Genomic DNA, 20,766 nt, shown 5'->3' with positions numbered 1-20,766 from the left:
CGATGACCACGCCCGGTAGCGCCGCACAGCACGTCGACATCGCGCTCGTGCGCGGCGTCGTGGTCCTCACCCTCGACCGTCCCGACAAGCTCAACGCCCTCACCGTCGCCATGAGGCGGCGCCTGGCCGCCCTGGTCCGTGAGCACGGCACCGGCGAGACGGTCCGCGGCATCGTCCTCACCGGACGGGGCCGCGCCTTCTCGGCCGGCGAGGACCTGGCGCACGCGCCCACCACGGAGGCCGAGGTCCACGAGGCGTTCGAGAGCTTCCACGACGTCACCCGCGCCATCCTGCAGACCCGGGTTCCCGTGATCGCTGCGGTCAACGGCCTCGCTGTCGGCGGCGCCTCCGAGATCACGCTGTGCTGCGACGCCCGTATCGGAACGCCGGCCACGGAGTACTTCCAGCCTGAGAACGCACGCGGGCTCACCATCTCCAACGCGACCAGCCTTCTGCTGCGTCGCCTCGTCGGCAACCACGCGATGCGCATGGTCCTCGCGTCGCCGCGGGTCCACGCGGCCGAAGCGCTGAGCATCGGCCTGCTCGACGAGGTCGTCGAGGCGGACCAGCTCGTCGAGCGCGCCGTCGACACGGTGCACGCGTGGACGCCGGAGGGGAACACCACGGCGCTCCACCTCGCCCTGCTCCGCCCGCTCCTCGCCGACGTCGAGGCGGCCTTCGAGCGCGAGGACGCCGCGGCCCATGAGGCATGGACGAGCGGACTGCTCACTGCCGGCGTCGCCGGCTTCTGGAACACCAAGTCGACCCAGGCCGAGGAGGCCGACGCATGATCACCACCCGAGCTGCCGTCCTGAACGCGATCGGCGCACCCCTGGAGCTCACCGACATCCGCGTCGACGACCCCGAGCCGCACGAGGTGCGCATCGCGGTGACCCACGTCGGCCTATGCCACAGCGACCTTCACTACATGACCGGCACCGTGCCGACCGAGCTCCCGGTCGTCGTCGGCCACGAGGTGGCCGGCGTGGTCGAGTCCGTCGGCTCGGCCGTGACGACGCTGCGCCCCGGCGATCGCGTCACCGGCGCCCTCACCCCGCCCTGTGGCGGCTGCGTGAACTGCGACGCCGGGCACTCCACCCAGTGCCTCCGGCTCGACGAGGTACGCCGCCGGCAGAGCCCCGCCTTCGAGACGCTCGCCGGGCGGCCGATCGAGCGGCTCGCCGCCATCGGTGCGTTCTCGCAGCACATCCTGCTGCGGGAGAACGCGCTGGTGCGGCTGCCGGACGCCGTACCCCTCCCCGTGGGCTGCCTGCTGTCCTGCTGCATCGTCACCGGCGTCGGCGCAGTCTTCCGTGGCGCCCAGGTGCGACCCGGCAGCACCGTCGCCGTCATCGGCTGCGGCGGGGTCGGATCCGCGATCATCCAGGGGGCGCGGCTCGCCGGCGCCTCCGCGATCGTGGCCATCGACCTTGACGACGCCCGGCTCAAGGCCGCCCGGATGTACGGCGCCACCCACGTCGTCAACGGCGGCGACGGTGACCCGGTCGACGAGGTGCGTGCCCAGCTGGGCGACGGCGTCGACTACGCCTTCGAGGCCGTCGGCTCGGCCCGCACTGCCCAGACCGCACTGGCCCTGGTGCGGCCGACCGGCACCGCCTGCCTGGTCGGCATCGCACCGATGGGCACCGAGCTGAGCGTGCCGGCCCTCGACTTCTTCTTCCAGGAGAAGAAGCTGATCGGCTCCTACATGGGCTCGGGCCAAGCCCGTGAGGACATCGCCCAGTTCGCTCGTCTCTACCAGCAGGGCCGCCTGCTCCTCGACGAGATGGTCACCCAGGTCGTGCCCTTCGCCGAGATCAATGAGGGCTTCGAGGCCATGAAGTCCGGCGACGTGACCCGCATCGTCGTCGACCTCCAGTCCTGAGCCCCCTGCACCCAGAGGTGAACCCATGAACCACGAGACGACCCTTCCCCAGCCGGTCAACTACATCGCCGACGAGTGGACCGAGTGCACCACCGCCGACGCTGCGTGGAACCTTGACCCCAACACGCGCACCCCCGTGCACCGCACCGTGAGCACGACTCCGGAGGACATCGACCGCGCGTTGCGGCACGCAGAGCAGTCCTACGACCCCAGATTCGGACACGAAGCGGAACGCCGCGAGCGAGCAGACGTGCTCGACCGCGTCGCAGACCTGCTCGAAGCGAGATCGGAGGACATCGCCAGAGCGGACGCGCTGACGAGCGGTACTCCGATCGCCGTGACCCGCTTGGTGGCGGCCTTCCTGCCCCACCGGATCCGGTCCACCGCCGCCGACCTGCGCACGATCCCGCGGATCACGGCTCTCGACGCGGGCGGTCGCGACGTTCGCCTCCACAAGGTCCCGTGGGGTCCCGCCGCGATCCTCACCCCGTGGAACGGCCCCAGCTTCATCCCGGCCGCCAAGGTCGTCAGCGCGATCGCCGCCGGCTGCCCGGTCATCCTCAAGCCGTCGGAGCACGCCCCGGCCAGCGCCCAGGTCGTCGTCGAGTGCTTCGTCGAGGCAGGGCTACCGGCCGGTGCCCTGCAGCTGGTGCACGGCGCCGGTGACGTCGGCGCGCGTCTCACCAGCGACCTGAGGGTCAAGGTGGTCTCGTTCACCGGCGGACCGGGAGCCGGACGGGCCATCGCCCGCGCCGCTGCGGAGGACTTCAAGGTGCTGCAGCTCGAGCTCGGGGGCAACAACCCGGTGATCGTGCTCGACGACGCGGACGTCGACGTCACGGCCGACGGCATCCTCGACGGAATGACCAAGCTCAACGGCCAGTGGTGCGAGGGACCGGGCAAGGTTCTCGCCCCGTCGGCGCTCGTCGGGCCGCTTGTCGACGCGCTGACCGAGCGGATCTCCAAGCTGGTCGTCGGCCACTCGCTCGACGACGACGTCCAGGTCGGGCCGATCTCCAACGAGCCACACTTGCGGACCCTGCAGTCGCGGATCGAGGGCCTGCGCGACCTCGGCGCCACAATCCATCAGCCCGCTCAGCTGCCGGACCTGGAAGGCCTGTTCCTCTCGCCCACGGTGGCGGCGGGCGCCGGCCCGGCCCGCGTGACGGCAGAGCTGTTCGGCCCGGTCATCTCGGTGCACGATGTCGACTCGGCCGAGGAGGCGCTTCACATCGCCAACGCGAACCCCTCCGGGCTCGACGCCTACGTCTTCGGCACCGACACCGACCGCGCGATCGAGGTCGGCTCCTGCATCGTGGCGGGGGAGGTGCGGGTCAACGGGGCCAAGGTCGCCGACCTCGGCGATGACTCGGCCCAGAGCTTCTGGGGCCCGTCGGGCATCGGCGGCCACGGCCCCGCCGAATCGGTCCGTGTGTTCTGCGGCGACCGGGTGGTCGGAGTGGACTCGCCCGACCTGCCGCTCTGACGCAGGGTGTTGGAGCCAGCGCGCGGCCGGGGCTCAGGCCTTGGCCGCGCGCTTGCGTCGTGCGGGCTTGGCTGCGGCCGTTGCGAGCCGGCTGGAGAGCCAGGCGTCGAGCACGGAGCAGTTGACCTCCATCTGCCCCCGAGCGACCGCGACGTCGTTGAAGGTCAGCCAGTTGACGGCGAACCCGTCGGCCAGTGTGGCGAGCACGTACGCGATCTCGTCGATGACCTCAGGCGTCACCGGATCATCCGCAGCGGCCTCCGTGAGCGCCTTGCGGAGGGTCTCGAATGCGTGGTCGTAGACCGCGATTCCGCGGTCGCCGTGCTGGCGGCGCGCCCAGCTGACCAGCTCGAAGGTGGCCGCGGTGAAGCTCGGCGAGTCCAGGTAGCACTCCATCACGCCACGCAGGATCGCCTGCGCGGCCTCGGGCAACGTCGTGTGGGAGTCGCTGCCCTCGATGACCTCGCGGTACTTCCCGGCGACGTACTCGTAGACGTCGGCGAAGAGGTCCTCCTTGGAGTCGTAGCAGTAGTGCAGCATCGCCACATTGGCCTTCGCCTGCTCGGCGATCCGCCGCGTGGTCGCTCCGTCGATCCCGTGGGCAGAGATGACCTCGACAGCGGCTTCGATGAAGTCGCGGCGTCGCTGGGCGACGGGAATGCGTGCCATGCGGTCCTCCTGGGCTCCGGGCCCTGAAGTTGGGCACCTGTCTTAGTCACTGCTGAGCCTATCAGCGCGCCCTGCTGAGCCGCGGACTCCAAGCGGTGACGAAACCTGGGCAACATCTTGGTCATACATCTTGATCGAATGACTAAGAAAGGCCTACGGTAACGCGGTGATCTTCATCCTCCCGCCGCTGCTGCCGCTCATCCAGCCGCAGTAGACCAAGCCTCCCGACAGAAGGAAGAGAACGATGAGAGACGACATCTACGCGCTTGCGTTCCTGATCGGCGACGTCGTCATGATTGCCGGCGGCTACTGGGCAGGCTGGAAATTCATCAAGCAGTACCGCAACTACCTGCTCGGGATCGAGTGGTTCATCATCGCCACGTCCGGCGTCAACTTCCTCATCTGGGCACTCCGCTTCCCCGAGGACAAGGAAGCCGGCGAGGCCAGCGTGCAGTACGACGTCGCGTTCTTCCTCGACGCCTTCTCGCGCTCGGTCGGCATCACCCTGCTGCTGGTCGTCGGGTTCCTGGCAGTGACCCACCGCCACAAGTCGAGCAAGGCGGTCGACGTCGCCATCTTCGCGGTGGGCATCGGCGCCGGCCTCTACCTCGGGCAGCCGAAGTTCCAGGACCACGTGGACGACTCCGGTCACCACATCCTCTACGCCGGTCCGGCGACCATCTACCTCGTCGTCAACCTGCTGACACTGGTCTTCCTCGTCTACCTCACCAAGCGGCTGTGGGACATCGGTGCCACGAAGGTCGCCATCGCCACCCTGCTGGTCAGCCTGGCGGGGACCGGTATCGCCCTGACCTACGACTTCTTCCCGTTCCCGGCGTCGGTCGACCCGCTCCAGGACCGCGCGCTGTTCTACGCGCTGGCGCTCACGGTGTGGGGCCTCCAGCTCTTCACCTACCTGTTCGCCTACCGTGCACTGCACGACCACAACGTGGCGGCTGGCCCGGCGCCGGAGGCGGACGAGTCGAAGACCGTGCTCGCGTGAGTACTGACAGCGTCCGGTACGAGTCCTTCACCGGCTGGGTGGACGCACCCACGGACGTGCGCCCGGCCCTCGACGGCGACCTGACCTGCCATGTCGCCGTCATCGGTGGCGGCATCAACGGGATGTCCAGCGCCCTGCGCCTGGCCGAGCGCGGCCAGGACGTCGTCCTCCTCGAGGCGGACTTCTGTGGGCACGGCGCGAGCTCGCGCAACGCCGGTCAGCTGGCCGGGGCGCCCGGAGGCGATCTTCAGTTGCTGAACCTGCTGTCGCGCAGGAAGATGCCGGGGATGATGCGGCTCGCGGAGAACGCCGCGCACCACGTCGAGGAGTTCATCGCCAAGTACGACATCGACTGTGAGTACGAGGCGACCGGCAACGCGTTCGCGGCCGTCTCGCGAGGGCAGATGGGCCGCGTGCGCCGGGTGGCGAGGATCGTGACTCGCGCCGGGGGCCACGTCGAGGTCGGCACCGCTGAGGAACTCGGCATCCCCCGTGGCTTCGTAGGTGGGATGCGCGAGGTCGTCGGTGGACGGATGAACCCCGGGAAGCTCAGCCTCGGCATGCGTCAGGTCCTGCTCGACTCAGCGGCTCGAGTCTTCGAGCAGACGAAGGTCACCGACGTCGTCGACGAGGGCGGCCAGGTCGTCGTCACGACGCCGCACGGTCGGGTGCGCGCGGACCACGTCGTCCTCGCGACCAACGCGTTCGCAGGGGAGTGGGACATCACCCCGAAGCACCTCTCCGTCCCGATCTACGTCATCGAGGTGGAGACCGAACCCATCGACCCCGCCCGCATCACGGCCCTCGGCTGGACCAGCGGCATGGGGCTGGTCACCCAGCACGCGATCATGGAGAACTACCGACTCACGCCGCGGAACACGATCGTGTTCGGGGTGCGGAGGCTGGAGCGCGGCACGTCGTACCCCCTCCCGGCGAAGGCGCCCGACCCCGGGTTGGTCGAGGAGCTGACCAAGGCGTTCGCGCTGCGGTTCCCCTCCCTCGCCGACGTGCGGGTCGAGCGTGCGTGGGGTGGCTGGATCGCGATCACCTCGTCCTGGCTGCCCGTCGCGGGCCGGATCGGCGACCGGGTCCACTACTCGATCGCGTGCAACGGTCACGGCCTCGCCCAGGCGCCCTACGTGGGCACGCTGATCGCCGACGCGATCGTCGAGGGCGCCCGCCACCCCGACCTCGAGACTCTTTGGCAGGAGAAGCCGAAGTTCCCTCCGCCGATGATGATGGGTCGTCTGGGATTGCGATTGATCTGGGCCGTCGACCGGTTCAATGACCGGGTCAACGGGAGCAAGCGCAATGCGCGCCGCGGCGTGGCGGCGCAGATCAGCTGAGACGGACCGGCTGACATGACGGAAGGCCCCGGTCTGAACAACCGGGGCCTTCGGGTCGCAGGCTCAGCTCGAGTTCGAGCTCGTGTCTCAGATGTCGTAGTACTGACTGACTGACCCACGTTGACCTGCGCAAACGTCGAAGTTCTCCGGTCGTTTGTACCGGGCTTGTGACAGGTTAGCTCTTCTTGGCAGCGTGCCCAGAGCCGACAGCCCGCCTAGACAGATCTAGAGAGCGGCACTTCTCTAGGTAGGCGGCTGCGCCTGGCGGCAGGGAGAACACAGAATGCCGATCAGTCGCGTGCCCGCGTTCGGTTGGAGTCTCCTGGCTGGCGGATGGAGCTCGACGACCAGCGCGGCCGGGTCGTCGAGCTGCTGCGCGAGAACGACGCCGGCGGCGCCCGCCGGGCGTGGATCGGCTACCTCGATGCGCAGTCCGAGCGGTTCGAGAAGGACCCCGACCTCGCCAGCGTGACGCTCGACCAGTAGGCCGCCATCGACGCCCTGCGCGACTTCGCGGTTCGCAACCACTTCTAAGTCGCCGCAGGCCGTCATCGACGGTCCGCGGGGCCCACCTGTGCGGTGGGCCCGCGCGGGCGTCGGCCTTTCAACTACCGCACTTGTGCATCAATGATTGTGTATTCTTCCCACCAGCAGGATGTGGCTGTGGCACTTACTTCGCGGCATAGCCGAAGCCTATGGCTGCGGGCGGCGTTTGGTCTTTGTCAGGCGGGGGCATCGGCGGCTTGAGTGATCCCCGTTACAGGCGGTGCCTGCCCGGCCGAGCGGCCGGCTGAGTGGCCGCCGGACGGGGGTGGAGATGGGACGGGTCGACGCAGCCGAGACGGTCGCGACGGAGGATCCCTGGGACGCCTCCGCCCGCGGCTTCTACCGGCGTTGGTGGCAGGCGGTCCCCGATCGGGACGAACTGGTGGAGGCGGTCCGGACACTCGGCGGCACCACGCAGGACGTGTGGGTGCCGCACTGGCGAGCGGTCGCAGACCGTCATGAGGCGCGCGCCGTACAGGCAGAGGAGGAGGGAGACCTCGCGCTCGCGCGGGTGGAGTTCCTGGCGACCAAGACCTACCTGTCCATCGCCCGGTTCCCCGACGCCATCACTCCGGAGAAGGGTGAGGTCTCACGCGATTGCGTCCGCGCCTACCTCCGCGCGTGCGCCCACCTGGAGCCGCCGCTCCAGGTCGTCGAGATCTCGTATGGCGAGTGGACGATGACCGCCCACCTGCGGGTGCCGGCCGCCGGCACAGCCGTGCCGGCGGTGCTCGTCATGTGCGGGTCCGACGTGTTCAAGGAGGACCGCGGTTGGGTGCAGGAGCAGTGCGTCGGCCGCGGCCTGGCGGCACTGGTGATGGACGCGCCGGGCACCGGCGAGAACCCGGTTCCGTGGTCGCCGGACTCGGTCGGCGCGTGGGAGGCGGCTGTCGACTTCCTCGCCGGGCGGCCCGACGTCGACGCGAACAGGATCGCCGCGTTCGGCATCAGTCGTGGCGGGTACTCGGTCATGCAGCTCGCCGGCACCGCGCCGGAGAAGCTCGCCGCGGTCGTCGCCGTCGCCGGCTCGCCGGTCGGACGGCTGCCGGAGGGAGAGAAGCTCGAGCGCCACCTGGCGACCGTCAACGAGCGGTCAGCGTGGTTCTTCGGCGCGCCGGGTGACGGCCCGTTCGCGGAGCCGCTCACCCTCGAGGAGCTGACGGCCCGGCACAGCGCGTGGTCGCTGGCCGAGCTCGGTCTCCTCGACCGGATCACCCAGCCGCTGCTGATGATCAACGGCAGCGAGGACGACCACTCGCCGATCAGCAACATCTACACGGTCCTCGAGCATGGACCGCTGGCTGGCAAGGAGGCGCGCATTTACGCGGGGGCCGGCCACTGCGCGCCGGAGCACGCCGGGGAGTGGATCCCGCAGGCGTTCGACTGGCTCGCCACAAAGCTCGGCGCCGATTCCCGACCGGGGGCTGGCGAATGACACAGAAGACGACAACGGATCGGAGTGTGCGGATGAGATCGATCGGTCTACGACAGGCCCGCCTGCTGGGGGGCGGCCTCGTGGCGATCAGCCTGGTGCTGGCGGGGTGCTCCGCTGATGGCGACGGGAGCGGAGGCTCGAGCGGGGGAGGTGACACGATCCGGGTCGGCATCGAGGAGATCCCTAGCCAGTGGCTGCCCGGCACCGACAACGGCTACGCCTGGGTGCGGGTCCCCTACGAGACCCTGGTCGCGCGCACTGCCGACGACCCCAACGAGTTCGTGCCGCAGCTCGCCGCCGATTGGGAGATCGCGGCCGACTCGCTCACGTTCAATCTCCGCGACGGCGTCACGTTCCACGATGGCACGCCGTTCGACGCGGAGGCCGCGAAGTTCAACCTCGAGTACGTCATCGAGGAGCAGGGGCCGTTCAGCTCCGGCTTTGATGCGGTCGAGGAGATCTCGGCGCCGGACAAGCACACGCTCGTGCTCGAGCTGTCCCGGCCCAGTCAGGCAGTCATGAGCGCGCTCACCGGGCGCGGTGGTGTGATGGTCAGCCCGACCGCGATCGAGGACGGCATCATCAAGGACCACCCCGTCGGCACCGGCCCGTGGGCATACGACGAGGACCTGTCGATCGCGGGCAGCGAGATCGGGTTCAGCCGGTACGACGACCACTGGGACGTCGACGCAGACGTCGTCGACCAGGTCGTGCTCGTCGCGATCGACGACTCCGACGCGCGGATCAACGCACTCACCACCGGTGAGATCGACCTCGGCGACGTGTCGGTCCCGCAGGCCGACCAAGCCCGCTCGGCCGGGCTCACCGTCGACGTGTACCCCGGCATCCACTACGGGCTGCTGTTCCTCGACCGCGGTCCGGGCGGCGCGGTCGCCGACGTCGACGCACGCCGCGCGATCTGTCAGGGCCTCGACGTCGAAGGCCTCGCGGCGGCTGCCGGCGGCGAGTTCCTGACGGCGACGAACCAGCGATTCCTGGAGGGCGAGTACGGGCACAACCCGGACCTCCCGCCGATCGCCTTCGACCCGGAACAGGCCGAGGGAACCCTCGACGGGAGAGTCCCCGGGCTGACGATGCTCGCGTTCGAGCAGTCCCAGCAGTTCGCCGAAGCACTCTCCGGCATGCTGGGCGAGGTCGGCGTCGACCTCGAGGTGCAGACCGTCACCGCGGCCGAGTACTTCGCCAGCTGGTACGACGGCGCCTACTCCCTCGGCCTCGGCGACAACACCGAGCTCACTCCGGAGGAGTGGTACTTGCGGTGGTTCGCGGCCAACGCTCCCGGCAACCCCGCCGGCGTCGAGTCCGAGACGCTCGATGCGGCCGCCGATGCCGCGCTGGCCGAGCCAGACCCAGAGCTGGCGGAGCCCCTCTGGGCCGAGGTGATGCGGATCATCCTCGAGGAGGAGGTCCTCACCTGTAGCGAGGTCCTCGTCAACCAGGCCATCGGCTACGACAGCGACAAGATCGGCGGCGTCCGAACGGTGACCTGGGAGCCGAGCTCGGTGGAGTTCACGGCGCTCGAGCGGAAGGACTGAGGCAGCGGTGCTCGGACGGCTCGTCGGACTGCGGTTGCTCGGGGTGGTGCCCCAGCTCGCCCTCGTGTCGGCACTGGTGTTCGCCCTCACCTACCTCGTGCCCGGCAGTCCGGCGGCCGTCCTCCTCGGGTCCCGTGCGACGCCGGAGGGGATCGCAGCGCTCGAGGCCAGGCTCGGCCTCGACCGCCCGGTCTGGGTCCAGTTCCAAGACTGGGTCTCCGGTGTCGCGCGTGGGGATCTCGGCACGTCCTGGTACGGGGGCCGCGAGGTCACTGACGTCATCGGCCAGCACCTGCTGCCGACGGTCTGTCTCATCGTCGGGGGGACGATCGTCGCGGTCACCCTCGGCTTGAGTGCCGGGGTCCTCGCGGCGCTGCGCCAGGGCGGGATCGTCGACCGGGTGGTCGGTGTGATCACGGCGGCCGGCATTGCGGTCCCGTCCTTCTGGCTCGGCCTGCTGCTGCTGTCGCTGTTCGCCGTCCAGCTCGGCTGGCTCCCGGTGCTCTCCTGGACGCCGCCCGACCGCGACCTCGGTGCCTGGGCGCGCGGCTTGGTGCTCCCGTCGCTGGCGGCGGGCGCGGCCGGCGCGGCGATCATCGCGCGGCACAGCCGCAGCGCGATGCTGGAGGCCCTGGAAGCGCCGTACGTCCAAACGCTGCGGGCGATCGGGACGCCCCGGCGGACGATCGTGCTGCGGTACGCGATCAAGAACGCGATGACGCCGATCCTCACCGTCGTCGCGTTCCAGGTCTCCACCCTCATCGCCGCCAGCTTCGTCATCGAGCAGGTCTTCACGATGCCGGGCATCGGCAGCGAGCTGATCAACGCGGTGGCGCGCAAGGACATCCCGGTGGTGCAGGGGATCACGCTGGTCGTCGCCCTGGCGGTGATCGTCATCTACCTGGTCGCCGACATCGGCTACGCGATCGTCAACCCGCGCGCCCGGCCCCAGTAGCCGGCTCCGCCCCACCAGGACGTCAAGAGGAGAGATGAAGAGAGTCGTGTTGCAGCTTCTGCGCAGGCCGGCCACGGCGACCGCCGCCGGCTTCGTGCTGGCGATCGGCGTGATCGCGGTCCTCGCGCCTGCGCTGGCGCCGTACGACCCGTTGACGCAGGACTACGCCCGGACCCTGGAGGGCCCGAGCGCGGACCACCTGCTCGGCACCGACTACCTCGGCCGGGACGTGCTGTCGCGGCTGGTCTTCGGCGCCCGGGTCGCGGCGCAGGCGTCGCTGCAGACGGTGTCGATCGCCCTGCTGATCGGGGTGCCGCTCGGTCTGATCGCCGGCTACCGCAGCGGCTGGTGGGACCGGGTGATGATGCGGCTGCTCGACGTGGCCGACGCAATCCCGGGCCTGGTGCTGGCGTTCGCGGTCATCGCCGTGCTCGGCACTGGGCTGACGAACGCGATGATCGCGGTGAGCATCATCTTCTCGATGAACTTCATGCGGCTCAGCCGGGCGCTCGCGCTCGGCGAGCGGGAGCGGTTGTACGTCGACGCCGCGCGGACCTCCGGGCTCACCCAGCGCAATATCCTGCTGCGGCAGATCCTGCCGAACATGGCGGCGCCGCTCATCGTGCAGTCGACGATCTTTATGGGGACCGCGCTGCTCATCGAGGCCGCGCTCAGCTTCCTCGGTCTCGGCCTGGAGACCGGCTCGGCCAGCTGGGGCGGCATGCTCAGCGGCTCGACGCGGTGGCAGTTTCAGCAGCCGTTCCTGCCGTGGCCACCCGGGCTCGCGATCACCCTGACCGTGCTCGCTTTCAACGTTCTCGGCGACGGCGTGCGCGACGTGCTCGCCGGCGGCACGCGGGACCGAACCCCCCGGCGCCGGCCGCGCGTGCGCGCGCGGCGGGCGGCCGCGCAACCCAGTCTCGCCCAGCTGCCCGACGACGACGTCCCGCTCGACGTGCGCGGTCTCTCGGTCGCGTTCCCCGGCGAGGACGGCGACGTCGAGGTCGTGAGCGAAGTCAGCATTCGGGTTCGCCGCGGCGAGGCCCTCGGCCTGGTGGGGGAGTCCGGCTCGGGCAAGACCATGACCGGACGGGCGGTGCTGGGCATCCTGCCGGCCGGCGGCGCGGTCACCGCAGGCTCGATCCACGTCGACGGCGCCCAGATCGTCGGGCGGGACGAGGCGGCGCTCAACGACGTGCGCGGCTCGCGCGTCGCGATGGTGTTCCAGGACCCGATGGTCGCCCTGTCGCCGGTCCACACGATCGGGCGCCAGGTCGGCCAGGCGGTCCGCAACCACGCGCCCACGCTGAGCCGGGCCGACGTACGACGGCGGTGCGTCGAGCTCCTCGAGATGGTGCGGATCGCCGACCCGGAGGCGCGCCTGGGCGACTACCCGCACCAGTTCTCCGGCGGCATGGCGCAGCGCATCGTGATCGCGCTCGCCCTGGCCAGCAACCCGAGCGTCCTGATCGCCGACGAACCCACCACCGCCCTGGACGTGACCACCCAGCAGGAGATCCTCGACATGCTGACCGACCTCAAGCAGCGGCTGGGCACGGCGATCGTCCTGATCACCCACGACCTCGGGGTCGTGGCGGACGCGTGCGACCGCGCGGCAGTGATGTACGCCGGCCAGGTCGTCGAGGAGGCCGCGGTCGACGACCTCTTCGCGGCGCCGCGGCACCCCTACACGCGGGCACTGCTCGCGGCGATGCCGACCGGGGCGGGCGGTGACGACCGGCTGCCGACGATCCCCGGCCGGGTGCCGCCGATGACCGCGCTGGCACCCGGGTGCCGGTTCGCGCCGCGCTGCGCCGTCAGGACCGACGCGTGTGACGCCGCACCGGTCGAGCTGGGCGCCGGCGTCCGGTGCCTCCACGCGGGTGCGGCCTGGCAGGCCGGGGACGCGGCGCACGAGCGACGGAGCCAGGTCCAATGAGCGCGCTGCTCGAGGTCGACGACCTCTGGATCCGCTATCGGAGCGGGTCGTTCCTCACGAACCGGCGCAAGGAACCATCGGTCCGCGGCGTCTGCTTCGACGTCGCCGCCGGCGAGACGTTCGGCCTGGTCGGCGAGTCCGGTTCGGGCAAGTCGTCAGTCGGGAAGGCGATCCTTCGCCTCGTGCAGCCCGAGCGCGGCGTGGTGCGGTACGACGGGCAGGACGTCCGCTCCCTCCGTGGGCGCTCGCTGCTGGAGTACCGCAGCCAGGTGCAGGTGGTCTTCCAGGACCCGTGGTCGTCGCTGAACCCGCGCGCGACCGTCGGCCGGGCCCTGCTTGAACCGCTGCGCCGGCACCGGCGAGTGCGCCGTTCCGCCGAGGGCGGCCGTGTCGCGGAGCTGCTCGAGCTGGTCGGGCTGCCGCCGGCCCACGCCGACCGGCTGCCGGCGCAGCTGTCGGGCGGGCAGCGGCAGCGGGTCGCGATCGCGCGGGCGCTAGCGGTGGAGCCGCGGCTTATCGTGTGTGACGAGCCGGTGAGCGCGCTCGACGTCTCCACGCAGAGCCAGATCGCGAACCTCCTCCAGGACCTCCAGGCCGAGCTCGGCCTCGCCTACCTCTTCATCGCGCACGACTTGGCCGTGGTCCACCACCTCAGCCACCGGATCGGCGTGATGTCGGCCGGCGGGCTGGTCGAGTGCGGGCCGGCCGACGAGGTCTATCGCAGGCCGCAGCACGCCTACACCCGCCGGCTGCTCGACGCGGAACCGGTGCCGGACCCAGCGGTCCAGCGCCGGCGTCGTGAGGAGCGCCGGCTCAGGGCAGGCTGAGCCAGGACGTCACGGCATCGCCGAGCACGAGCTCCCGGGCGCGTCCGCGCAGCCACGGCAGCCGGTCGCGGAACATCGCGAGGCAGTCGGCCCACGAGCACTGCATCCGGGTGATATCGGTGCCCCAGAACATCCGGTCGGCGCCGAACGCGTCGTACACTCGGCGCAGGACGTCGTGGGTGCTGGGGAACGGCCAGTCGTCGGTCGCCATGCTCGGGACACCGGTCGCCTTGACGACGACGTTCGGGTGCCGCGCGAGCGCGACCAGGTCGTCGAGGTGAGCGGCGGCCGTCGGCAAGCGGTCGAACGGGAGCACGGCGAGGTGGTCGAGGGCGACCCGCAGCCGCGGGTGGCGGGACACGACGTCGTCGAGGAGCGGCAGGTCCCCCGGGGCCACCATGACCGCGACCGGCAGGTCCCGGTCGGCCGCGCCGGTCCACAACCACTCCAGCCCGCCGGCGCGCAGGGCGGCCGACTCCTGCGGCGTGGCGAGGACGAACCGGAGGCCGACGATCCGGGGCGCGGCGAGCGCCTGTTCCAGGTCCGACTCGTCGGCACCGTTGAGGGGGAACCACGGCATGGTGACGAACAGGCCTGGGTGTGCGCGCACCGCCTCGGCGGCGTACCCGACGCTGGCTGGGTCCCAGACCGCCGGACAGTTCACGGCACGGTCCACGCCGGCGTGCCGCATCGCGTCGATCGCGTCCTCGGCTGAGAAAGGGGCGCGATGGTGGTGCGGTGGCGCCCCGGGCCCGGTCCAGAGGTGAATCTGGGCGTCGACGACGGGCATCGGGTGCTAGCCGACGGCCGGTTGGAGCGCGGCGAGCATCCAGTCGGCGATGAGGTCGTCGCGGTCGGCACGGTGGTTGTACACGCAATGCACGCCGTCGGAGAACGTATGGACGTCGATCCGGCGGGCGGCCGCGTCGGCGACGATCTCGTCCACCATCTCCTGGGACACCATCGGGTCGCGGGCGCCGTGGACGACCAGTAGGTCGTAGTCGCGATGGGGGCCGCGAGTCTCCGGCGTGACCGACCGCCAGGTCGCGATCGCCCGGTCGGCGTCGGCCGTTCCGCAGGCGGCGGCCATCTTCCAGAAGAACGTTCCGTACTCGGGCGTGACCGTCCACGGTTGCGGCGCGCCGCCGTTGTCGCAGCAGGCACGGACCCGCGGGTCGCCGGCGGCGTACGCGATCACGAAGCTGCCACCCATGCTGTTGCCGACGAGACCGAGCGGGAGGTCACCGTCGCGCTGAAGGAACGTCGCCGCGCTGTCGTAGGCCGCCCGCCACCCGGACGTGAGGTACGTGCCGTGGCCGAACCGGGTCTCGCCCTGTCCCGGCGCGTCCAGCATCAGGGCGCTGACGCCGCGGACCGCGAGCGCCTCGCCGACGCTGTCGAAGTCGAACGCCCAGCCCTCCACGCCGCCGATCACGATCGCTGCGGCCACCGGCTGCGCCGCCGGGATCAGCCACCCGACGACGGTTCCCGCAGCGGAGTCGAGCACGACCCGTTCCCGGTCGCCGGTGAGGGCAGCGGCCTCGGCATACAGCCCTGCCGAGCGGCGGTAGATCTCGCGTCGCTCGTCGGTGTCCTCGAGCATCATCATCTGACTCATCCGGAGCAGCGCGGACGAACGTCGGAGCAGTCCGACGCGCGTGACAGGCGTCGGCGGCACGGCCGCGCCGGACACGGCGGCCCGGGCGAGCAGCCGCTCGGCGAGCTCGGTGGCCGTCGCCTGCCAGTCCTCGCCTTCGACCACCCGTCCCCGCAGGTCGATCGCGTCGGCCGGGTCGACGCCGTACGCCGTCATCCGCTCCGGCGAGAGCTGGCGCAGCGCCGCCTGCGAGACCGGCGACAGGCGATCGACCGCATCGGCCGTCTCCGGGACCGCGTCACGGTGCTCCCAGAGGGTGCGAGAGACCGGGCGGGCCGCAGCCGCGGCCTCGGTCGACACGCCGCTCACCCGATCGCTTCCGTGCCGGGGGCGACCCGGCGGAGAAACCGCGCGATCGGCTCCGTGGTGGCCTCGGCCACCGCGCCGACGTACCCGTCCGGCCGGACGAGGACGCGGTGGGCCGTGCGGATGCCGTAGATCCGCTCGAACGCGGGACCGGGATCCGACATCGCCACTCGCTTCACGACCGCGCCCGCCGTCGGCATCGGCAGGTCGGCCTCGGCCGACGCGGCCGCGCCGATCTCGAGCAGGGTGAACTGGGGCCCCTGGAGGTCCTCGTGCACCCGGCGGGTCGCGCCTCCCGGTGAGCGGTACGGCGCGTCAGGCGCCCGGTCGCCGGCCCGGGCGGTGGCCGACCCACTCGCGGTGGCGTCGTCGGTGAGGGTCAGGCCCGCGTAGGTCAGGGAGAGGTGCCGCTCCTCGTCGCCTCGCTTGGTGCCGGCCAGCTGCCGGGAGTTGAGCGCCGAGTACAGCTCCGTGGACAGGCCGAGGACGCGGGCGGCGACCGGCCGCCGCTCCTCCTCGTAGGTGTCGAGGAGGTTGTCCGGTGCGCCGGCGAGGACCTGGGCGAGCTTCCAGCCGAGGTTGTAGGCGTCCTGGATCCCGGTGTTCATCCCCTGGGCGCCGGCCGGGGGGTGCACGTGCGCGGCGTCGCCGGCGAGCAGCACGGGGCCCTGGCGGTACGCGGAGGCGAGCCGGATGTTGGGCCGCCATGTCGATGACCAGTGGATCCGTCCGAGCCGGAGACCGACCCGGTCCGTCACCGTCGCGAGAAGTCGCTCCACCGACTCCGGCGACTCGGTGTCGTCGCCTGGCTTGAGCTTGAGCATGAGCTGGTGTCGGTCGCCACCTGGAAGTGGACAGATCGCCATCATCCGCCCGCCGTTGCGCGGCCACACGTCCCACCGGTTGCGGGCGAGTCCGTCGATGTCCACGTCCGCGACGATCATCCGGTCGCTCTCGTCGGTCGTCCCCTCGAACCGGATCCCGGCGTGCGACCGGACCGTGCTGCCGCCGCCGTCGGCACCGACGACGTACTGGGCGCGGATCGTTTCCCGCCCCCCGTCCCGCTCGACGGTAGCGGTTACCGGGACGTCGGCGTCGCCCGTGTCGAGCGTCATAAGACGGGTGGCGTGCTCGACGTCGCCACCGAGCTCGCGCAGCCGCTCGAGCAGGATCCGGTCGGTGTCGTGCTGGGCGACGAGCAGGGTGTTGGGGTAGGGGACGTCGTCGGCGACCGGGTGCTCCCGATACATCACCTTGGGGATCGTGATCGGTCCGAGGTGGAGGCCGAGCCGCGGGTAGAGAGTGGCGTGGTCCTGGATCGGCGCGAGTGCGCCGAGGTCGGCGAGGACCTCCAGGGTGCGGGGCTGGATCCCTTTGGCCCGGGACCCGGGGAACGTCCCTGACGCGGCGTCGACGACGCGGTGACGGACGCCACGGCGCTGGAGGTCGCAGGCGAGGGTGAGGCCGGCCGGGCCGGCGCCGACGATCAGGACGTCGATCTGGTCGCTCATCAGGTGAGGTGCTCCTCGGTGAGGGCGTTGGTCGCCGATCCGCGGGGTCGGCGTCGTTCCGCGATTAACAGAAACAATGTAGTCGAAATAACGGGACAGCGGCAGCGGTCCTAGGTAGCCTCGCCGCTGTGCGGTTGCGGCAGCTGGAGTACTTCGTGGCGATCTGCGAGTGCGGTTCGTTCACCGCGGCGTCCGCGCAGCTGTTCGTTGCGCAGCCGTCGCTCTCGCAGCAGATCCGCGCCCTGGAGAAGGAGGTCGAGGCAGAGCTGCTCGAGCGCGGTCAGCGTGGGGTGTCGCTGACAGCAGCGGGACGCGCGTTCCTGCCGCATGCCCGCGCGGCGCTGCAGGCCACGCAGGAGGCGCGGCGCGCCGTCGCGAACGTGACCAGTGGGGGCGAGGGAGAGCTCAATGTCGTGACCGTCCGCTCGGTCGCCTCGGGCGTTCTCCCGGCTCCGGTCGGCCGCTGGCACGACCGCTACCCGGGAACCATCCTCCGCCTCCACGACGTCTCGCACCGTCGTGACCTCGAGACGGCGGTGCGCGAGGGCAAGGGCGATCTCGCGATCGGGCCGCGCCCGCTCGACTGGGAGGGACCGGTGGAGTCGATCGGCTTCGAGCACCTGGTGGTGGCCGGCGGGAGTGCCGAGGTCGGCGGTGTGGCCACCGTGGCCGAGCTGGCGACGGCGAAGTGGGTGCACTTCGAGCCGGAGCAGGGGATGTCGGAGGTGCTGGAGTGGGTGTCGGCCTCGCTCGGTTTCACGCCGCGCGTGGCCGTGCGGGTCGGGCAGGTAGCGGCCGCGGTGCGACTCGCGGTCGAGGGCGTCGGGCTTACCGTCGTGCCCGAGAACGCGGTCCCGGCCGAGTATCTCGGCCGGGTGCGCTCGACCACCCCGCAGCTGTTCCGCGAGCTGGTCGCCTACAGCCGGTCCGAGATGGCTCAACTGACCAAGCTCTTCGTCGCGACGATGCGCGAGACTGAGCTCCCGCTGGTCGGGCCCGACGCCGTTCCGCCGGACGCTCTTGTCCGATGACGGACCCCGCACCGAGGACGTCCGGCCGCCGCAAGGTCGGCCGACCGCCGATCCCGCTGGACCGGATCGTCCGGTCTGCCGTCGCGATCATCGACGAGCAGGGCGCCCAGGCGCTGACCCTCCGGGCCCTGGCCGCACGGCTCGGGTCGAGCACATCGACGCTCTACCGACACGTGGAGAACCGCGCGCACCTGGTGTCGCTGGTCGTCGACCACGTCGTCGGCGAGATCGAGGTGGACCCCGGCGAGCTGCAGGAGCGTCCCTGGGACGACGCCTGCCGCACCCTCGCCCACGCGCTGTTCGCGGTGCTCGTCCAGCACCGAGACTCGGCCCGGCTGCTGAGCGTGGAGGTGCCGACCGGCCCGCACGCGATGGACTTCCGGGAGCTGGTCGTCGGGTCGGTGCTGCGGGGCGGCTTCGACCCGCGCACGGCCGCGCACTTCGCTACCGCGTTCTCCCGCACCGTCCTGGGTTTCGCCATGCAGGCCGATGTCGGCGAGGACGTCACCGACCCGGCGCCAGTTCCGGCGATCGAGAGCGCCGACCCGGAGCGTCATCCCTCGATCGCCGCGGTCTCCGCGCACCTGCCGACCAGCCTGGCCGACGAGTTCGAGCTCGCGATCGACCTGCTGGTCGAGGGCCTCCGTTCGGCGGAGATGACCGGCGGCGAGCATCACGCGACGAGGTCGGCCGCGGGTTCCCGCTCCCGCAGTCGTTCGAGCAGGTAGTCGACCTCTGCCCGCTCGGCCGCGGAGAGCGCGCGGCCGGGCTGTCGCATCGTGGCGCTGGCGAGGATCCCGCGACGCACCATCACGTGCTTCCGCACCGCCAGACCGACCCCGGGCTGCTGCTCGTAGCGGATCAGCGGCAGGTGGGCGTCGAATCGGTCGTGCGCCTCGTCCCGTCGCCCGGCCGCGACCGACGCGACGACGTCCACGAGCAGCTCGGGAAAGCAGTATCCGGTCATCGCGCCGTCGGCGCCGCGTTCGACTTCGAAGTCGAGGAAGAGGCCGCCATTGCCGCAGAGGATCGACAACCGCGGGGCGCGCCCCGCCGCCTCGGCCTCGCGCAGCGTGGTGATCTTCTCCAGCCCGGGCCAGTCCTCGTGCTTGAGCATGACGACGGAGTCGATCGTCGAGGCGATCCGGACCAGGACCGGCACGGACATCACGACCGAGAATGTCAGTGGGTAGTCCTGCACCACGAGGGGCACGTCCGGTCCGAGGCGCTCCGCGACCTGGGTGTAGTAGCCGACGATCTGGTCATCGGTCCGGAGCGAGGTCGGCGGTGCGACCATGACTCCCGCCGCGCCGTGATCCATCACTTCGTGCGCCAGTTCGCGCATGGTCTCGAACCCGGGGGCGGTGACGCCGACGACCACCGGCCGCCCCGCGCGCTCGACGAACCGCCGCGCCACGAGCAGCGACTCCGCGGACGACAGCTTCGGTGCCTCGCCCATCTGGCCGAGAACCGTGAGCCCGTCGACGCCGGCAGCGTCGTAGAAGTCGGCGAGCCGGTCGATCCCGGCCACGTCCAGGCCGCCGTCCTTGTGGAACGGGGTCGGTGCGATCGAGTAGACCCCACGGGTGTTTCTGTCGATGCGTTGCACGATGCCTCCTCAGACCGCGTTGATCAGGCCGCCGTCGACGCGGACGACAGAGCCGGTGATGTACGACGCCGGCCGCCCGGCGAGGAACGCGACCGCGGTGGCGTACTCCTCCGGGGTCCCGTAACGGCCGAGCGGGATCCCGCTCGCGCTCTCCTCGGCGACCTCCTCGACAGGACGGCCGGCCTGCTGCGCGCGCACCTCGTCGAGGTGGCGGGTGCGCGCCGTCCCGATCCGCCCGGGAACCACGATGTTGCAGGTAATGCCGTCGCGGGCGACCTCGCGGCTGAGCGTCTTCGACCAGCCGAGGAGCGTCGACCGCAGCGCGTTCGACAGGCCGAGCCCCGGGATCGGGGCGACCACGCCCGAGCTGGTGCTGGTGATGACGCGGCCCCAGCCGCGCTCCCGCATCCCGGGCACGACACGACCGGTCAGGTCGACGACGGTCAGCACCATCGACTCGAAGTGGTCGCGCCACGCGTCCTCGGTGACTTCCGTGACCGTCATCGCCGGCGGGCCGCCGGTGTTGTTGACGAGGATGTCGACCGGGCCCAGCTCGCTCTCGACGGTGGCGAGCCGGTCGCCGCAGGCGTCAAGGTCACCGAGCTCCCAGTCCAGGCCGAGCGCCGTGCCGCCGTCGTCGCGGATCCCGGCCGCGACCGCCTCTGCGGCGTCGCCGCGCAGGTCGGCGACGACGACCGCCGCGCCCTCGGACGCCAACGCTCGTGCGATCGCGCTGCCGAGCCCGCCGGCACCGCCGGTGACGAGCGCGACCTTGCTCTCGATGCCCAGATCCACGGGACTCCTCAGTTGGAACGGTCGGAACTTCCTGACGGGCCAACCCAACCGCGGCCACGGCGTCCGGGTCCAAGACCGAACGACTGCGTCCCGGATAGGCGTCGGCTATGGCGGTCGGCGTCATAGCAGCGGCCTATCGCGCAGGTAGTTGAGCCGTCTTGGACAGTGGCCGTCCCGGTCTACCACGCTTCGAGCGCAGAGCCCGGAGAA

The 20,766-nt window shown here is 71.0% G+C and carries 19 protein-coding genes; 13 read left to right on the top strand and 6 right to left on the bottom strand.

Going from position 1 to position 20,766, the window contains the following annotated elements; translation table 11 throughout:
* Window positions 1-2 precede the first annotated feature (2 nt).
* From DJ010_RS11240 to DJ010_RS11230, 3 genes are read left to right on the top strand one after another with little or no spacing between them, the layout of a single operon-like run.
* Window positions 3-791 carry an enoyl-CoA hydratase/isomerase family protein gene (locus DJ010_RS11240; RefSeq protein WP_109693755.1) on the top strand — a complete coding sequence of 263 codons (789 nt, stop codon included), beginning with the start codon at window positions 3-5 and terminating at the stop codon, window positions 789-791.
* Window positions 788-1,885, top strand: coding sequence for a Zn-dependent alcohol dehydrogenase (locus DJ010_RS11235; RefSeq protein WP_109693754.1), 1,098 nt, complete (start codon window positions 788-790; stop codon window positions 1,883-1,885). Before DJ010_RS11240 ends, DJ010_RS11235 begins: the two co-directional genes overlap by 4 nt.
* A gap of 25 nt (window positions 1,886-1,910) precedes the next feature.
* Window positions 1,911-3,371: an aldehyde dehydrogenase family protein gene (locus DJ010_RS11230; RefSeq protein ID WP_109693753.1), complete on the top strand. Its 1,461-nt coding sequence runs from the start codon at window positions 1,911-1,913 to the stop codon at window positions 3,369-3,371.
* A 33-nt stretch (window positions 3,372-3,404) separates the two neighbouring features.
* Here DJ010_RS11230 and DJ010_RS11225 read toward each other — a convergent pair whose 3' ends face one another.
* Complete coding sequence (locus DJ010_RS11225) at window positions 3,405-4,040, bottom strand: TetR/AcrR family transcriptional regulator (RefSeq protein WP_109693752.1); 636 nt, start codon at window positions 4,038-4,040, stop codon at window positions 3,405-3,407.
* Between the two features lie 244 nt (window positions 4,041-4,284).
* Between DJ010_RS11225 and DJ010_RS11220 the strand changes: the two genes are divergently transcribed.
* The 8 genes from DJ010_RS11220 to DJ010_RS11190 all read left to right on the top strand — a co-directional run bounded on the left by DJ010_RS11220 (window position 4,285) and on the right by DJ010_RS11190 (window position 13,647).
* The gene (locus tag DJ010_RS11220; RefSeq protein ID WP_109693751.1) at window positions 4,285-5,043 is read left to right on the top strand and encodes a transporter; all 759 of its coding nucleotides are present in this window, start codon (window positions 4,285-4,287) and stop codon (window positions 5,041-5,043) included.
* The gene (locus tag DJ010_RS11215) at window positions 5,040-6,389 is read left to right on the top strand and encodes an NAD(P)/FAD-dependent oxidoreductase (RefSeq protein WP_109693750.1); all 1,350 of its coding nucleotides are present in this window, start codon (window positions 5,040-5,042) and stop codon (window positions 6,387-6,389) included. Before DJ010_RS11220 ends, DJ010_RS11215 begins: the two co-directional genes overlap by 4 nt.
* Window positions 6,390-6,722: 333 nt before the next feature.
* Entirely contained in the window at window positions 6,723-6,875 is a 153-nt protein-coding gene (locus DJ010_RS22085; protein ID WP_158283002.1) for a hypothetical protein, read from the top strand.
* A 331-nt stretch (window positions 6,876-7,206) separates the two neighbouring features.
* Window positions 7,207-8,370, top strand: a complete 1,164-nt coding sequence (locus DJ010_RS11210; RefSeq protein ID WP_146207324.1) for an alpha/beta hydrolase family protein — start codon at window positions 7,207-7,209, stop codon at window positions 8,368-8,370.
* A gap of 32 nt (window positions 8,371-8,402) precedes the next feature.
* Window positions 8,403-9,926: an ABC transporter substrate-binding protein gene (locus tag DJ010_RS11205; RefSeq protein ID WP_158283001.1), complete on the top strand. Its 1,524-nt coding sequence runs from the start codon at window positions 8,403-8,405 to the stop codon at window positions 9,924-9,926.
* 7 nt (window positions 9,927-9,933) lie between these two features.
* The gene (locus tag DJ010_RS11200) at window positions 9,934-10,881 is read left to right on the top strand and encodes an ABC transporter permease (protein ID WP_109693747.1); all 948 of its coding nucleotides are present in this window, start codon (window positions 9,934-9,936) and stop codon (window positions 10,879-10,881) included.
* Between the two features lie 46 nt (window positions 10,882-10,927).
* Window positions 10,928-12,820: a dipeptide/oligopeptide/nickel ABC transporter permease/ATP-binding protein gene (locus DJ010_RS11195; protein ID WP_146207323.1), complete on the top strand. Its 1,893-nt coding sequence runs from the start codon at window positions 10,928-10,930 to the stop codon at window positions 12,818-12,820.
* Window positions 12,817-13,647 carry an ATP-binding cassette domain-containing protein gene (locus tag DJ010_RS11190; protein WP_109693745.1) on the top strand — a complete coding sequence of 277 codons (831 nt, stop codon included), beginning with the start codon at window positions 12,817-12,819 and terminating at the stop codon, window positions 13,645-13,647. Before DJ010_RS11195 ends, DJ010_RS11190 begins: the two co-directional genes overlap by 4 nt.
* Here DJ010_RS11190 and DJ010_RS11185 read toward each other — a convergent pair.
* From DJ010_RS11185 to DJ010_RS11175, 3 genes are read right to left on the bottom strand one after another with little or no spacing between them, the layout of a single operon-like run.
* Window positions 13,634-14,437 carry an amidohydrolase family protein gene (locus tag DJ010_RS11185; RefSeq protein ID WP_109693744.1) on the bottom strand — a complete coding sequence of 268 codons (804 nt, stop codon included), beginning with the start codon at window positions 14,435-14,437 and terminating at the stop codon, window positions 13,634-13,636. The two genes, DJ010_RS11190 and DJ010_RS11185, sit on opposite strands and share 14 nt — an antisense overlap.
* A 6-nt stretch (window positions 14,438-14,443) precedes the next feature.
* Window positions 14,444-15,613 (bottom strand): alpha/beta hydrolase, encoded by a 1,170-nt coding sequence (locus tag DJ010_RS11180; RefSeq protein WP_109693743.1) that lies wholly within the window; start codon window positions 15,611-15,613, stop codon window positions 14,444-14,446.
* Entirely contained in the window at window positions 15,610-17,121 is a 1,512-nt protein-coding gene (locus DJ010_RS11175; protein WP_109693742.1) for an FAD-dependent monooxygenase, read from the bottom strand. Before DJ010_RS11175 ends, DJ010_RS11180 begins: the two co-directional genes overlap by 4 nt.
* A 128-nt stretch (window positions 17,122-17,249) precedes the next feature.
* Here DJ010_RS11175 and DJ010_RS11170 point away from each other — a divergent pair, with 128 nt between their 5' ends.
* A complete protein-coding gene (locus DJ010_RS11170; protein WP_109693741.1) occupies window positions 17,250-18,152 on the top strand; it encodes a LysR family transcriptional regulator in 903 nt (300 codons plus the stop codon).
* Window positions 18,149-18,880, top strand: a complete 732-nt coding sequence (locus DJ010_RS11165) for a TetR/AcrR family transcriptional regulator (protein WP_109693740.1) — start codon at window positions 18,149-18,151, stop codon at window positions 18,878-18,880. The genes DJ010_RS11170 and DJ010_RS11165 overlap by 4 nt, the downstream gene beginning before the upstream one ends.
* Here the strand turns inward: DJ010_RS11165 and DJ010_RS11160 are convergent.
* Window positions 18,826-19,761 (bottom strand): dihydrodipicolinate synthase family protein, encoded by a 936-nt coding sequence (locus DJ010_RS11160; protein ID WP_109693739.1) that lies wholly within the window; start codon window positions 19,759-19,761, stop codon window positions 18,826-18,828. The genes DJ010_RS11165 and DJ010_RS11160 overlap by 55 nt on opposite strands.
* A gap of 9 nt (window positions 19,762-19,770) precedes the next feature.
* Window positions 19,771-20,556, bottom strand: coding sequence for an SDR family oxidoreductase (locus tag DJ010_RS11155; protein ID WP_109693738.1), 786 nt, complete (start codon window positions 20,554-20,556; stop codon window positions 19,771-19,773).
* Window positions 20,557-20,766 lie beyond the last annotated feature (210 nt).

This window comes from Nocardioides silvaticus (genome assembly GCF_003160695.1).
In the GTDB taxonomy this organism is placed as follows: domain Bacteria; phylum Actinomycetota; class Actinomycetes; order Propionibacteriales; family Nocardioidaceae; genus Nocardioides; species Nocardioides silvaticus.
Note: the sequence above shows the minus strand (reverse complement) of the source record. Positions and strands in the feature narration are given on the sequence as shown.

Bases quoted from the DNA above. Each gene is read 5' to 3' on its own strand.
- DJ010_RS11225 (WP_109693752.1), bottom strand. From the start codon at position 4,040: ATGGCACGCATTCCCGTCGCCCAGCGACGCCGCGACTTCATCGAAGCC.
- DJ010_RS11220 (WP_109693751.1), top strand. From the start codon at position 4,285: ATGAGAGACGACATCTACGCGCTTGCGTTCCTGATCGGCGACGTCGTC.
- DJ010_RS11175 (WP_109693742.1), bottom strand. From the start codon at position 17,121: ATGAGCGACCAGATCGACGTCCTGATCGTCGGCGCCGGCCCGGCCGGC.
- DJ010_RS11240 (WP_109693755.1), top strand. From the start codon at position 3: ATGACCACGCCCGGTAGCGCCGCACAGCACGTCGACATCGCGCTCGTG.
- DJ010_RS11185 (WP_109693744.1), bottom strand. From the start codon at position 14,437: ATGCCCGTCGTCGACGCCCAGATTCACCTCTGGACCGGGCCCGGGGCG.
- DJ010_RS11235 (WP_109693754.1), top strand. From the start codon at position 788: ATGATCACCACCCGAGCTGCCGTCCTGAACGCGATCGGCGCACCCCTG.
- DJ010_RS11205 (WP_158283001.1), top strand. From the start codon at position 8,403: ATGAGATCGATCGGTCTACGACAGGCCCGCCTGCTGGGGGGCGGCCTC.
- DJ010_RS22085 (WP_158283002.1), top strand. From the start codon at position 6,723: ATGGAGCTCGACGACCAGCGCGGCCGGGTCGTCGAGCTGCTGCGCGAG.
- DJ010_RS11165 (WP_109693740.1), top strand. From the start codon at position 18,149: ATGACGGACCCCGCACCGAGGACGTCCGGCCGCCGCAAGGTCGGCCGA.
- DJ010_RS11210 (WP_146207324.1), top strand. From the start codon at position 7,207: ATGGGACGGGTCGACGCAGCCGAGACGGTCGCGACGGAGGATCCCTGG.
- DJ010_RS11230 (WP_109693753.1), top strand. From the start codon at position 1,911: ATGAACCACGAGACGACCCTTCCCCAGCCGGTCAACTACATCGCCGAC.
- DJ010_RS11190 (WP_109693745.1), top strand. From the start codon at position 12,817: ATGAGCGCGCTGCTCGAGGTCGACGACCTCTGGATCCGCTATCGGAGC.